This window comes from Arthrobacter nitrophenolicus, from assembly GCF_045833485.1.
GTDB lineage: Bacteria > Actinomycetota > Actinomycetes > Actinomycetales > Micrococcaceae > Arthrobacter > Arthrobacter nitrophenolicus.
On record NZ_CP174504.1, the window covers coordinates 183,623 to 196,698 of the forward strand.

9 protein-coding genes and 2 tRNA genes are annotated in these 13,076 nt (G+C 65.8%); 4 read left to right on the plus strand and 7 right to left on the minus strand.

The annotated features are described in order from the left end of the window. Position 1: 1 nt before the first annotated feature. A complete protein-coding gene (locus ACJJV6_RS00830; RefSeq protein ID WP_407710449.1) occupies positions 2–793 on the minus strand; it encodes an electron transfer flavoprotein subunit beta/FixA family protein in 792 nt (263 codons plus the stop codon). Between the two features lie 121 nt (positions 794–914). On the opposite strand from ACJJV6_RS00830, the gene ACJJV6_RS00835 reads away from it, so the two are divergent. Continuing rightward, a complete protein-coding gene (locus ACJJV6_RS00835) occupies positions 915–1,037 on the plus strand; it encodes a hypothetical protein (RefSeq protein ID WP_407709706.1) in 123 nt (40 codons plus the stop codon). On the opposite strand, the gene ACJJV6_RS00840 is transcribed toward ACJJV6_RS00835, so the two are convergent. Then, on the minus strand, positions 1,034–2,662 hold the full coding sequence (locus ACJJV6_RS00840) for a S1C family serine protease (RefSeq protein WP_407709707.1): 1,629 nt from the start codon (positions 2,660–2,662) through the stop codon (positions 1,034–1,036). The genes ACJJV6_RS00835 and ACJJV6_RS00840 overlap by 4 nt on opposite strands. A 286-nt stretch (positions 2,663–2,948) precedes the next feature. Here ACJJV6_RS00840 and ACJJV6_RS00845 point away from each other — a divergent pair, with 286 nt between their 5' ends. The 3 genes from ACJJV6_RS00845 to ACJJV6_RS00855 all read left to right on the plus strand — a co-directional run bounded on the left by ACJJV6_RS00845 (position 2,949) and on the right by ACJJV6_RS00855 (position 7,421). Continuing rightward, entirely contained in the window at positions 2,949–4,997 is a 2,049-nt protein-coding gene (locus ACJJV6_RS00845; RefSeq protein ID WP_407709708.1) for a TPM domain-containing protein, read from the plus strand. A 106-nt stretch (positions 4,998–5,103) separates the two neighbouring features. Further along, entirely contained in the window at positions 5,104–5,895 is a 792-nt protein-coding gene (locus ACJJV6_RS00850) for a PspA/IM30 family protein (RefSeq protein WP_009357675.1), read from the plus strand. Between the two features lie 98 nt (positions 5,896–5,993). Next, positions 5,994–7,421, plus strand: coding sequence for a cryptochrome/photolyase family protein (locus ACJJV6_RS00855; protein ID WP_407709709.1), 1,428 nt, complete (start codon positions 5,994–5,996; stop codon positions 7,419–7,421). A 6-nt stretch (positions 7,422–7,427) separates the two neighbouring features. Here ACJJV6_RS00855 and ACJJV6_RS00860 read toward each other — a convergent pair whose 3' ends face one another. The 5 genes from ACJJV6_RS00860 to ACJJV6_RS00880 form a co-directional block, all read right to left on the minus strand. Next, complete coding sequence (locus ACJJV6_RS00860) at positions 7,428–8,363, minus strand: cytochrome b/b6 domain-containing protein (RefSeq protein ID WP_009357677.1); 936 nt, start codon at positions 8,361–8,363, stop codon at positions 7,428–7,430. A 140-nt stretch (positions 8,364–8,503) separates the two neighbouring features. After that, a tRNA-Met gene (locus tag ACJJV6_RS00865) sits at positions 8,504–8,577 on the minus strand. Between the two features lie 121 nt (positions 8,578–8,698). Then, a tRNA-Met gene (locus tag ACJJV6_RS00870) sits at positions 8,699–8,772 on the minus strand. 122 nt (positions 8,773–8,894) lie between these two features. Next, a complete protein-coding gene (locus tag ACJJV6_RS00875; RefSeq protein ID WP_407709710.1) occupies positions 8,895–11,870 on the minus strand; it encodes a UPF0182 family protein in 2,976 nt (991 codons plus the stop codon). Positions 11,871–12,037: 167 nt separating this feature from the next. Beyond that, a complete protein-coding gene (locus tag ACJJV6_RS00880) occupies positions 12,038–13,066 on the minus strand; it encodes a PDZ domain-containing protein (protein ID WP_133346528.1) in 1,029 nt (342 codons plus the stop codon). Positions 13,067–13,076 lie beyond the last annotated feature (10 nt).

A 13,076-nucleotide genomic window follows, 5' to 3' on the forward strand; every position in this document is an offset into this window, starting at 1 on the left:
CTTAGAGCAGCTTCTGTGCGGCCAGGAAGTCGACCAGCTTGATGCCGGCGTCGCCTTCGTCAGTGATGATGGTGCCTGCGGTCCGCGGCGGCCGTTCCTCGGCGTTGACCACACTGGTCCAGGAACCGCTGTGTCCCACCTGGGAGGGGTCCACGCCGATGTCCGACAGCGACAGGGTGGTGATGCTCTTGCGCTTGGCGGCAATGATGCCCTTGAAGTTGGGGTAGCGGGGCTCGTTGATCTGGTCCGTGACGGACACGACGGCGGGCAGCGGCGCTTCCACGGTCTCCGAGGAGGTATCCGCATCCCGGCGTGCGGTCAGTCGTCCGCCGGACACCTCAAGTGACGAGGCGAATGTGACCTGCGGCAGGCCGAGGCGTTCCGCCAGCTGTGCCGGCACCAGCGAGGTTTCCCCGTCCGTGGAGGCCATGCCGGTAATGATCAGGTCCGCCTGGCCCACGTGGCGGACTGCAGCGGCCAGCGCCAGGGAGGTTGCAGCGGCATCCGAACCTGCCAAGGCATCGTCGGAAAGGTGGACGCCCTCGGTGGCGCCCATTTGCAGGGTCTTCTTGACGGCGTTGGCCGCGCCCGCCGGGCCCATGGTGAGTGCAATGACCTGGTTGCCGGCCTTGCTTCCGCCGCGCGCCTCGGCCAGCCGCAGTGCCGCCTCCAGCGCGTATTCGTCAAGTTCGGACAGGATGCTCTCATCGCGGTCCGTCGTGAAGCCCTCCCCGTTGAGGTGACGGTCGAACTGGGCGTCCGGTACATGCTTGACCAGGACGATGATCTTCAATGTATCTTCCACTGTAGTGACAGCAGCCTTCCATGCTTGTGGACAGCCAGCCGGGTGAGGTCATGGCCGCGGGATGCCCGGCATACGGGTAGCTCCTAGCTAACCACAAAGGCGCGCCCCTGTGCCCTCTTCCGTTAACGCCTGTGTCAGTACCACCCATCAAGAACGTGCGACGGCGGCGTCCCTGCCCAAGGTGGGGACGCCGCCGTCGCACGTCCTGCTGGTCCTGCCTTATGGTGCCTAGCTGGCCGCGGCGCCCAGCGTGACGTCCAGGGCCTGTTCCTGGCCGTTGCGCAGGACCGTGATGCTGACCTTTGACCCGGCGGGCTGTTCGCGGACCGCCGCGGTCAGCTGCTCGGGTTCACCGACGGTGAGGTCGTTGAACCTGGTGATCACGTCGCCCACCTTGATCCCGGCCTTGGCGGCTGCCGAGTCCGGCTCAACGGTGGCCACCTCCGCGCCCACCGAGAATTCGGACGACGTGCTGGAGGCGGCCTTCGGCTTGACGCTGACACCCAGCTGCCCGTGGGAAGCCTTGCCGGTGTCGATGATCTCCTGGGCCACCCGCTTGGCGTGGTTGATCGGGATGCTGAAGCCGACGCCGATGTTGCCGCTGGTGGACGAGGCGCTGGAGCCCGCGGAGGCGATGGCCACGTTGACGCCGATGACCTCGCCGCTGGTGTTGACCAGGGCGCCGCCGGAGTTGCCGGGGTTGATGGCCGCGTCCGTCTGGATCACGTTGATGGAAATCTCGCCCTGGTCCGCCGTCTGCTGGCTCTGGCCGCCGCCCGGAGGCGCGAACTGGAAGCCGCCCTCGTCGTCGCCCTCGGCGTTGTCACCCTCTTCGGGGGCTGCTGCGGAGGCCACGCTGATGGTCCTGTTGAGGGTGGAAACAATGCCGTCCGTGACGGTTCCGGTGAGGCCGAGGGGGGAACCGATGGCGATCGCGGTGTCACCCACGTTGAGCTTCCCGGAATCTCCCAGGGTGGCGGGCGTCAGGCCCGAGCCGGCGTCCACCTTGATGACGGCGAGGTCCGAGAGCGGGTCGGTCCCCACCAGCTTGGCGGGAATGACCCGGCCGTCACTGGCGCGGACCTCAAGGGCAGCATTCGCAGTCTGGCCGTCGAGGGTGACGACATGCGTGTTGGTCAGGATGTGGCCATCGTCGTCCAGCACGATGCCCGAGCCGGTTCCGCCCGCGCTGCCGCTGGATGCACTGATGGTCACGACGCTCGGGGATGCCTTCACCGCCGCTGCGGTGATCTCGTTGACGGAATCCTGGTTGTTGACGATGACGGTGCCGGGCTGGCTGTTGCTGCCCGCGACGGTCGAGGACCCGGTGTTGCCGAAGATCTCCGCCGAGCCGACCGTCGCCACGCCGCCGCCCACCAGGCCGGCCGCGAGGATGCTGGCCACCAGGGTTCCGACGCCGAAACTTGCCTTCCGGCGCGGCGCATCCTTGGGGTTGGGGGTATAGCCCGCCGCTCCCCCGTAAGCAGCCTGGCCGCCCTGGTCGTGGCGCCCTGGCTGCTGTGGGCTGTGCTGCTGGTACTGCTGGCCGGACCACTGGCCTTGGCCGTAGTTCTGCTGCCCATAGAACGGCTGGCGCTGCGGGTAGTCCGGGCGGGGCGCGCCGGGAAGCTCCTGGGTTGGGTTCGTGCCGTACTGGCCCAGGTTTTCGGTGGGGTGCTGCGACTGCGGAGTGCCCGGTCCGCCGGCAGCCGGAGCTGTCCCGCTCGCCGCCCCCGCATTGTCCTCATGCCGAGCCTCCGGGCTCCGTTCCTCCTGGCGGGCGGAGTGCTGCTCCCAGGGGTTCTGGCGGCCGGGGCGGCCGTCCGGAGCCGGTCCGGGAGTTTGGTTCTCAGTCATGGGACTTCCTTTCATCCTCGTCTGCATTAACTATGGCCCCCTTCGCTGGATCAATCTCGGATGTTTGCTGAGAGCTTGCTGAGGGTCCATGCGGCGCTTCGGGACTGCCCCGTCACCGTTTCGCTGGTGGCATATTCACCCCAATGGACGGGGTGTGGGGTGCACCATAGAATCAAGATGAATTGCCACAGCGACCTGCGGCTTCACACCAAGCGTGGGGGCGCTGCTGGATTCTGAGACGACTGATTCGTCCCGAATCGGTGTCAGGCGTGCTGAAGGGTTGCACATGCGGTCAAAGTTCATACGTACACTCGCCGTGATCGGCCTTGCGGGCCTGTTTTCGGTGCCGGCCGGCGCGGCCTGGGCCGAGGACCCGGTCACAATTCCCCCAGGCACGAACGTTGTCGATAAGGCTAATGTTCTGGGCAGCCGCGAGGGCGAGGTCAAGGAGGCGATTTCGAAGCTCCTTGAGGACGAAAAGTACAACCTCTATGTGGTTACGGTGAACACCTTCACCAACCCGACTGTCCCCGCAGAGTGGGCCGAAGCTGTTGCGATCAACAAGGGCATGGGTCGGTCTGACGCGATCCTCGCTATTGCCAAAGATGACGGCAAGTTTAGTTTTGTCCTGAACTCTGCCAGCCCCATCAAATCCAAGCAGGGAGCTATCAGCCAAAACGCCGTAACGGCAAATCTGGCTGGCGGAAACCCTGACTTCGCCCAGGCAGCCATTGACACCGCTGCTGCAATCGGCGACGCCGCCAGTGGAGGAAGCGGAAACGTCCCATCCGACAGCGGTGCCGGTGCTGCCGTTCTGGTCGGTGCGGGCGTTGTGGCCGCAGGCGGTGCGGGCGCCTACCTTTACTTCCGCAACAAGCGCAAGAAGGCTGCCGGCCAGGCGTCCAGTGCCAGCTATGGGCCCCAGGGCGAGCATGTGGACCCGCTGGCTTCGCTGAGCATCGAGGAGCTGCGGCGCAAGAGCGGTTCGCTGTTGATCGAGGCGGACGACGCCATCAAGTCCAGCGAGCAGGAACTCATGTTCGCCCAGGCGCAGTACGGGGACGCCGCCGTCGGGAACTTCACCAAGGCGCTGGACGAAGCCAAGGGCCACATGAGCGAGTCCTTCAAGCTCCAGCAGCAACTGGACGACCACATCCCGGACACCGAGGAGCAGCAGCGCACGTGGTACGGCGAGATTATCCGCCGTTCCGAGGCCGCATTGGCGTCGCTCCAGGAGCAGAAGGCGGACTTCGATTCCCTGCGCGAGCTTGAAAAGAATGCCCCGCAGGCCCTCGCCACCGTCAATGCCGGCGCCCGGGAGGCCGATGCCAAAATTGCCAGTGCAGAGCAGTCCCTTGCCGGCCTGCGTGAGAAGTATGCCGAAAGCGCCCTGACGCAGGTCTCCGACAACATCCTGCAGGCCAAGGAACGCCTGGCCTTCGTCCAGAACGCCACGGCAACCGCGGAGCAGAAGCTCGGTGAAGGCGAAGGCAGCCTGGCGGCCGTCGCCGTCCGTGCCGCCGAAGAAAGCCTGCACCAAACCAAGGTCCTCCTGGACGCGATCTCCAAGGTCTCGTCAAGCCTCGACGAGGCACGGAACAGGCTCGAGGCCGCGGTTGTGGACACCTCCCAGGACCTCGCCCAGGCCCGGGCAATGATCCAGTCCGGGGCCCACCCCGAACTGGCAGGGCCGGTGGCCGGCGTGGAAGCTGCGCTGGCACAGGTGAAGTCGGAGATCCAGGGCGGCAAGATCGATCCGATCGCCACGCTCCAGCGCGTGGAAGCGGCCCACCAGTCGCTCGACCAGGCCCTGACCGGTATCCGGGACCAGCAGGAACAGTCCCGGCGCGCGCAGGCCTCGCTCCAGCAGACCATCATGTCCGCCCAGGCGCAGATCAGCGCCACCTCGGACTACATCACGGCCCGCCGCGGCGGCGTGGGGACCGAGGCCCGAACCCGACTGGCGGAAGCGCAGCGCAACCTGGACTACGCCCTCTCCATCTCGCGGACGGACCCCGTCACGGCCCTGACCTATGCTCAGCAGGCCCACGCCCTGGCCGCGCAGGCAGCCCAGCTGGCACAGGCCGACGTGGACCACTTCGGCGGCTACGCCAACCAGGGCTACGGCCGGGGCGGCATGTTCGGCGGAGGCGGAGGCGGCGGCCTGGGCGGCGCCATCCTGGGCGGCATCCTGATCAACTCCATCCTCAACGGCGGCGGACATGCCGGCTGGGGCGGCGGCCACAGCGACGGCGGAGGCTGGGGAGGCGGCGACTTCGGCGGCGGTGATTTTGGCGGTGGAGACTTCGGCGGCGGAGACTCCGGAAGTTTCTAACTCCACGAACTAGGCGCCAGGCGGAAACCCGGCAGGCGCCCGGAAGCAGTACACCACTGTTCACGGATTTCAGTGGCCATCACAGAGCAGGACGAAAGGTAACACCATGGTTAAGCAGTCCATTTTCGGCCGTATCGCGCAGCTGGCAAAGGCGAACATCAACTCCTTGCTGGACAACGCTGAGGATCCGCAGAAGATGCTGGACCAGATGGTCCGGGACTACACCAACAACATTGCCGAGGCCGAGTCCGCCGTCGCCCAGACCATCGGCAACCTCCGAATGCTCGAAGACGACTACAACGAGGACATCAAGAACGCCCGTGACTGGGGCAACAAGGCCCTGGCTGCCTCACGCAAGGCCGATGAGTTCCGGGCCAGCGGCGACGCTGTTGACGCCGAGAAGTTCGACAACCTCGCCAAGGTTGCCCTGCAGCGCCAGATCGCGGCCGAGAACGAGGCCAAGGGTGCGGAGCCGGCCATCATGTCGCAGCGCGAGGTGGTGGACAAGCTCAAGACCGGCCTGGAACAGATGAAGGGCAAGCTCAACCAGCTCACCAGCAAGCGCAACGAACTGGTGGCCCGGTCCAAGACAGCCGCTGCCCAGTCGCAGGTCCATGACGCGATCAAGAGCATCGACATCATGGACCCCACCAGCGAGGTGGGCCGGTTCGAAGAGAAGATCCGCCGCGAGGAAGCCAAGGTCCGTGGCCAGCAGGAGCTCGCTGCCTCCAGCCTGGACGCCCAGTTCAACCAGCTTGAGGACCTCGGGGAACAGGTTGAAATCGAGGCCCGCCTGGCAGCCTTGAAGTCGGGTGGCGCCAAGCCCGCGCTCGGTTCCGGAAACAATTCAGCCGCGGCCTCCTCCACCGTGGAAGAGGCGGACTTCGACAAGCTCTGACAGACACCGGAAAGCACGCCGTCCGGTAGTGCGGAAACAAGGGCCAGGACCATACAGTCCTGGCCCTTATTCCGTGCCCCGGTGTGTAGCGTGGTGGCATGGCTTCTTCCGACGAGACGTCCCTGGTCTGGCTGCGCGATGATCTGCGGCTGGATGACAACCCGGCCCTGGCCGAGGCCGCCGGCCTGGGCCGGCCGATGACAGTGCTGTACATCCTGGACGAGGAGAACGAGGGCATCCGTCCCCTCGGGGGCGCTGCCCGCTGGTGGCTGCACCATTCCCTCGCCGCCCTTGCCGCGGACCTTGAGTCCAAAGGATCGCGCCTGGTGCTTCGCCGCGGACAGTCAGATGCCATCGTCCGGAAACTTGCCGGGCAGACAAAGGCCGGCCACATCTTCTGGAACCGCCGGTACGGCCAGCCGGAGCGCACCATCGACGCAGGCCTCAAGGACTGGGCGGGCGAAAACGGCATTCATGCCTCCAGCTTCCAGGCCAACCTCCTGTTCGAGCCCTGGACCATCCGCACCGGGGCCGGCGGGCCGTACAAGGTCTACTCGCCGTTCTGGCGGGCCTGCATGGCCTCCGCCGACATCAGGGATCCCCTCGACGCTCCCGCCGCACTGCCGGAACCTGCCGCCTCCGGACCCGGCGTTCCCACGAGCGACACACTGGCCAGCTGGAAGCTGCTCCCCACCTCCCCCGACTGGAGCACGGGGCTCGCTGAAACCTGGGAGCCCGGCGAGAAGGGGGCAGCGGACCGCCTGGCGGACTTCCTGGACGGACCGGTCGAGGACTACGGCACCGGCAGGAATATCCCCGGCACGGAGGGAACCAGCCGGCTCTCGCCGCACCTGCGCTTCGGCGAGGTCAGCCCGTTCCGCGTCTGGCGCGAGATCCGCCGCCGCCATCCCGGAAAAATTCCAGCCGACGTCGGGATCTTCCGTTCAGAGCTCGGCTGGCGGGAGTTCAACTGGCACCTGCTGTACCACAACCCGGATCTGGCCACCCGCAACTTCCGGCCGGCATTCGACAACTTCCAGTGGGGCCGGGTGAGCCGCAGCGAACTAGCCGCGTGGCAGCAGGGGAAAACCGGCTATCCGCTGGTGGACGCCGGGATGCGGCAGCTCTGGCAGACAGGCTGGATGCACAACCGTGTACGGATGGCCGCCGCGTCCTTCCTGGTGAAAAACCTCCTCACCGACTGGCGCATCGGGGAGGAATGGTTCTGGGACACCCTGGTGGACGCCGATGCCGCCAACAACCCCGCCAACTGGCAGTGGGTGGCCGGATCGGGTGCGGACGCCTCCCCCTATTACCGGATCTTCAATCCGGTCACGCAGAGCAAGAAGTTCGACGCGGATGGCAGCTACCTGCGCGCCTTCATTCCCGAGCTCCAGGGCCTCGAGGGCAAGCAGATCCACGAGCCGTGGACGGCGGGAGCGGACGGCTATCCTGCCCCGCTGGTCGATCTGGCCGAGTCCCGGGAACGGGCCCTGGACGCCTACCAGAAGCTCAAGGACGAATAACGCAGGTCAGCGGTTGCTGACCTTGCCCATCAGCGAAGCAATGGGCCGCAGGAAAAGTGGGCGGGCCAGGAACCAGGCGGCAACCATGACCGCCACCGAGGCGACGAACACCCAGAAACCGAACCAGCCGTCGTCGTCCCTGACGCCGTACATGTGGTTCAGGTTCCGCAGCGCACCAGTGGCCAGCACCAGGAAGACGTGGACCACGATGAAGGCAACGAAGTAGATCATCACCGGGAAGTGCACCGCACGGGCCCATTCGATGGGGTAGGCCTTGTTGAGCCCTGCCGCCTTTTTGGGCCAGGCGGAGGACATCCGCAGGCCCGTGATGAAGGCCAGCGGCGCCGCGATGAACACCGTGATGAAGTAGGTAAGGAGCTGGAGGGCGTTGTAGTTGATCCAGCCGTTTTCCGTGGGCCAGTCCAGTGACGCGTACTGCAGTGCCGCCGAGAGGGCGTTCGGGAACACGTCCCAGCTGGTGGGGACGATCCGCATCCACTGTCCGGTGGCGAACAGCAGCACCGCGAACACCACGCCGTTGAGGATCCACAGGGCGTCCAGCGTCAGGTGGAACCACAGCTCCAGGCTGATCTTGGTGGGGGCGTTCCGGGTCTTGATCAGGCCTTTGTTGTTGCGGGTCCAGTACCCGCTTGGACGGGTGGTGGTGCGCACCTGCCAGCCGGTGCGGATGATCAGCAGCAGGAAGAAGGCGTTGAGGAAATGCTGCCACGCCAGCCAGGCGGGAAAGCCGACCGGGGCATTCTCCGGAAGTTCCGAGTGGCCGGGATAGTCCGCTACGAAGGAGGCGACGGCAGGAAGCCCCATCAGCCCCTTGGCGGCCAGGACCACCAGGACAAGCGCGGCGAGGACAGCCGGCACGCCCCAGTAGAGGCGGGTCCGCTTGCCCGCGGCGGTGCCGGGCTTCTTCGTGGGTGTGGACATCGAGCAACATTCCTCTCGAGAATGACTGGCCAACTGCTCACTGCTGTGAGGCTCTGCGAAAGAGAATACTAGGAACTACCCGTGATGAAGGAAAAAGAAGACCCCGGCCGGCTGGTCTGCCGGTCGGGGTCTCTCCATAGTTGCGGGGACAGGATTTGAACCTGTGACCTCTGGGTTATGAGCCCAGCGAGCTACCGAACTGCTCCACCCCGCGTCGCTGAATCAACACTACCCTATTTTCGCGCCTCCATTTACCAGCCCGGTTTGTGCACCTGGCGGCCGGCTTAAAGCAAGAAGGTCCGGACACTGTTTCCAGTGTCCGGACCTTCCGTCAGTTGCGGGGACAGGATTTGAACCTGTGACCTCTGGGTTATGAGCCCAGCGAGCTACCGAACTGCTCCACCCCGCGTCGCAAGAACTACTTTACCGGGAGGTGAACAGGCGGCCAAATCGAGACGGCGTGATCTCCGTTACGCCGGCCCGGCACCTCCGCCCGCAAAGGGGCAGGAAGGCCGGGCCGGCGTCGTCGGGCTAGTTGCTGGGCGAAGGCGACGGCGACGCTTCCGGCGTTGCCGTGGAGGCCGGGGCGGGCGTGGCCTCGGGGGCCGCGACCGGGATCTTGGCCTCGGCATCCACAGCCTTCTGGAGCGCTGCCGCAATCCGCTTCTGCGCCTCGCCGTAGGCCGCGAAGTCACCCGCTGCCAGCGCAGCCTGGCCGGCCTGGATCGCGGCGTTCGCCTCATCCAGCGCCGCCTTCAGCTCCGCCTTGGCGTCCGCTCCCCCGGGAGCAGCCGGTGCTCCCGGATCGGCCGGCGTCTGGCCGTTATTGTCCGAGTCGCCGGCGGCCGCGCCGGAATCACCACCGAAGAGTTGCTTCAGCGCCTCATCCAGGGTGGGAGCGAAGCCGACCTTGTCACCGAACGCCACCAGCACGCGCTGCAGCGTCGGGTAGGACGTCTCACCGGTGGACTTGAGGTAGACCGGCTGCACGTACAGGATGCCGCCGCCCACGGGCAGGGTCAGCAGGTTGCCGTTCAGGACGTCCGAGGCACCCTGGCGCAGCAGGTTCAGGGCCTGCGACACGGTGGGGTCGGAGTTGAACTTGTTCTGAGCCTGGCCGGGGCCGGGCACCTGGATTTCCGGCGGGATCTGCAGCAGCCTGAGCTTGCCGTAGCTTTCCGCCTTGACGCCTGCCTGGTTGCCGGCGTCGGAGTCCGCCGCCAGGAAGCCGTAGAGGACGTTGCGGGCGTTGCCGTTGACGATCTGCGGGATGAAGGAGGAGGTCAGCTGGAAGGCGGGCTTCTCCTGGTCCGGCATCTGCAGGGACATGTAGAACGGAGGCTGCTTCACCTCGGTGCTGGAGTCCACAGTGGGATCGTTTGGCACGCTCCAGACGTCCTTGGTCTGGTAGAACGTGGACGGGTTGGTCACATGGTATTCACCGAGGAGCTGGCGCTGGACCTTAAACAGGTCCTCCGGGTACCGGACGTGGCTCATGACGTCGCCGGACATTTCCGAGTACGGCTTCAGGGAGGTGGGGAACACCTTCTGCCAGGCCTTCAGCAGCGGATCCTTGTCATCCCAGGCGTACAGGGTGACGGAGCCGTCGTACGCATCCACCGTGGCCTTCACCGAGTTGCGGATGTAGTTGACCGTGCTGTTCGGCAGGGCCACGGCGCGGCCGGAGGTGGTCTGGGAGTCCGCGGTGGCGTCCGAGAGCTGTTCCTGCTGCGAGTACGGGTAGTACTGGCTGGTGGTGTAGCCGTCCACGATCCACTTGACGCGGCCGTCCACCACTGCGGGGTAGGCGTTGCCGTCAACCGTCAGGTAGGGGGCCACCTTTTCGACCCGTTCACGCGGGTTGCGGTCGTAGAGGATCTGCGATTCCGGGTTGACGCCGTCGGAGAGCAGCAGGTCGGAGGACTGGAACTTGATCGCGTACAGCACCTTGTTGAAGAAGCTGCCCACGTTGGGCCCGCCGTTGCCCTCGAACGTGTACTGGGTCTCGCCTTCGCCGGACGGCCGGTCCTGCTCACGCGGCTGCGCACCGTCCGGGGCACCCACGATGGAGTAGTCAGGCGAGTACTCACCGAAGTAGATGCGCGGCTCGTAGGAGGAGTCGTCGCCCAGGACGCCGGTTGACGGGATGCCCGACTGCAGGAACTCCGGCTTTCCGTCCACCGTGAATTTGTTGCCCTTGGCCGCCACCACGCCGTAGCCGTGGGTGTAGACAACGTGCTGGTTCAGCCAGCCCTGCTGGTTGGTGGAGACGTTGGTGGGGTTGAGCTCACGGACGGCGATCACGGTGTCCTGGATCTGACCGTCCACCTCGTAGCGGTCAACGTTCAGCGATTCCGGGAACCGGTAGTAGGGCCGGTACTGCTCAAGCTGCGCGAAGGCGTCCGAAATCAGGTTCGGGTCCAGGAGCCGGATATTGGCGGTGGTCTGGGCATCCGGCGCGAGGGCGCCGGTAGTGGCCGTGTTGGTGGCGTCATAGCGGCTGACCTGGATGGCATCAAGGCCGTATGCCCTGCGGGTGTTGTCGATGTTGCGCTGGATGAATTCCTTTTCCAGCGTTTCCTCCGAAGGCCGCACCTGGAACTGCTGGATGACCCAGGGGTAGACGCCCCCGGCCAGGATGGAGGTGATGATCAGCATCGCCGTACCGATGACGGGCAGTCGCCAGCGTCCGATGACCGCAGCGACGACGAAGAGGATGGCCACCAGCACCGCGGCGACGGCCAGGATGGCCTTGGTGGGAATGACGGCGTTGACGTCGGTGTAGAGGGCACCCGCCCACCGCCCGTTGTTGCTCTGCACGGCCGAGTAGCGGTCCAGCCAGAAGTTCACGCCCAGCAGCACCAGGAATGCGGCACCGGTGACGGCGATGTGGATCTGGGCCGCCCGGCTGGTGAAAACTCCGCGTTCCATCAGGCGGATGCTGCCGTACAGGTAGTGCGTGAGGATGCCCGCGATGCCGGCGATGACCACCACGCTGATCAGGAAGCCGGTGACGAAGCCGAGGAAGGGCAGCACCATCAGGTAGAAGCTGATGTCCAGGTTGAACTGCGGATCGGTCTGGCCGAAGCCCTCCTGGTTGAAGAACAGCAGGACCTTCTGCCACTGGCTCGCGGCGGCGCTGCCGGCGAAGAGGCCGAAGAGAACGGGCAGGCCCACCATCACCACCCGGCGGACGGGTTCCAGCTGCGCCTGGTAGCGGTTGAGGTTGTCCCGGATGTCGGAGTCCGGAGCGTATACCGGCCTGGCGTGGTAGGCGATGCGGATGGCGAAGAATACCGCCGCGAACATGATGGCGAAGCCGGCCGCGAAGATGGCGATCCGGACGAGGTTCTCCGTGACGAAGACTTCAATGAACCCCAGCTGCTGGTACCAGAGGACGTCGGTCCAGACGTTCGCGAAGAAAATGAAGCCCACAACCACGAGGGCAACAACAATCAGGGTGGGCGTCAGTGCGCCGCGCCGGGAAGGGGGTCTGCCTGTGGACATGGTGCTGGCGGGACGGGACAAACTGGGTACCTCATAGCTGGTCGTCAGATATTTGGAGCGTGCGAGCGGGCGGTGGACTCCGCCGGCCAACGGCTGGTTTTGTCCGCCATATATTTGCCACGAGTGGCGGTAAAGCTTAGTTCCTCTTGAGTCTAGTTGCGCCCAGTCTAGTTGTTTGTGCAGGTGGGCAGGCCGGATGTGTCCTGGCCGCTGGCAGCACGTTCGACGGCGGCCCTCGCCTCCGCGAGGGTCTCCACCCGCACCACCTGCAGCCCGTCGGGGATGTTCCCGACGACCTCCCCGCAGTTGGCGGCTGGTGCAAGGAACAGCGTGGCTCCCCCGGCCCGGGCCCCGTGCAGCTTCTGCTCGATGCCGCCGATTGGCCCCACCGCGCCGTCCGGGGTGATGGTGCCGGTCCCGGCCACATGCTTCCCGCCGGTCAGGTCCCCGGGAGTGACCGTGTCGATGATGCCCAGTGAGAACATCAGCCCTGCCGAGGGGCCGCCCACCTTCTCGAGGGAAATCTCGACGTCGAACGGGAAGGTGAACAGGTACTTGAGCATGACGCCGAGGATGAACCTGCCCTCACTGTTGCGCTTCGGCGTGATCGTTTCAGTGACCTGCTGCCCGTCCCGTTCCACGACGACGGCGGCAGGGGCGCCGTTTCCGGCCGCCAGTTCCTCCTGGACGACGGACAGCGCGGTGATGTCCTTGCCGTTGATGGTCTTGAGGATGTCCCCGGCCTGGATCTTTCCGGCAGAGGCGGAGTCCTCGGAAAGCCCCGCCGCCTGGAGCTGCTGGCCGTACGGGATGTCCAGCTCATTGAGCGCGGAGGCCACCGCGTTCTCCTGCGACGTGGTCATGGCCACGGCGCTTTGTTCCTCGGCTTCCTGCCTGGTGGTGCCGGTGGGGTAGATCAGCTCGACAGGCTGGACCGCGTGGGTGGGATCGAGCCATGCCGAAAATGCACGGATGATGCTGACAGGACCGTTGGGGCCGCCGTCGACGTAGACGGTGGTGAGGTCGAGGTTGCCTGCCGCGGGATACGATTCACGGCCGGTCACCTTGATGACCGGCGTGCCTTGGCTCTGTCCCAGGGTGTTGTACGTGGGCCCCGGCGTCTCGATAACGTAGGGCACCGGAAGCGTGGCGACGCCGATGCCAAGGCCCAGCGCGGCCATCCCCGCCAGCATCATGGCGGACACC

What these genes read in the sequence shown, in the direction of transcription:
- ACJJV6_RS00840 (WP_407709707.1), bottom strand. Translation starts at nt 2,662, where the DNA reads ATGACTGAGAACCAAACTCCCGGACCGGCTCCGGACGGCCGCCCCGGC.
- ACJJV6_RS00845 (WP_407709708.1), top strand. Translation starts at nt 2,949, where the DNA reads ATGCGGTCAAAGTTCATACGTACACTCGCCGTGATCGGCCTTGCGGGC.
- ACJJV6_RS00850 (WP_009357675.1), top strand. Translation starts at nt 5,104, where the DNA reads ATGGTTAAGCAGTCCATTTTCGGCCGTATCGCGCAGCTGGCAAAGGCG.
- ACJJV6_RS00855 (WP_407709709.1), top strand. Translation starts at nt 5,994, where the DNA reads ATGGCTTCTTCCGACGAGACGTCCCTGGTCTGGCTGCGCGATGATCTG.
- ACJJV6_RS00860 (WP_009357677.1), bottom strand. Translation starts at nt 8,363, where the DNA reads ATGTCCACACCCACGAAGAAGCCCGGCACCGCCGCGGGCAAGCGGACC.
- ACJJV6_RS00875 (WP_407709710.1), bottom strand. Translation starts at nt 11,870, where the DNA reads ATGTCCACAGGCAGACCCCCTTCCCGGCGCGGCGCACTGACGCCCACC.
- ACJJV6_RS00880 (WP_133346528.1), bottom strand. Translation starts at nt 13,066, where the DNA reads ATGATGCTGGCGGGGATGGCCGCGCTGGGCCTTGGCATCGGCGTCGCC.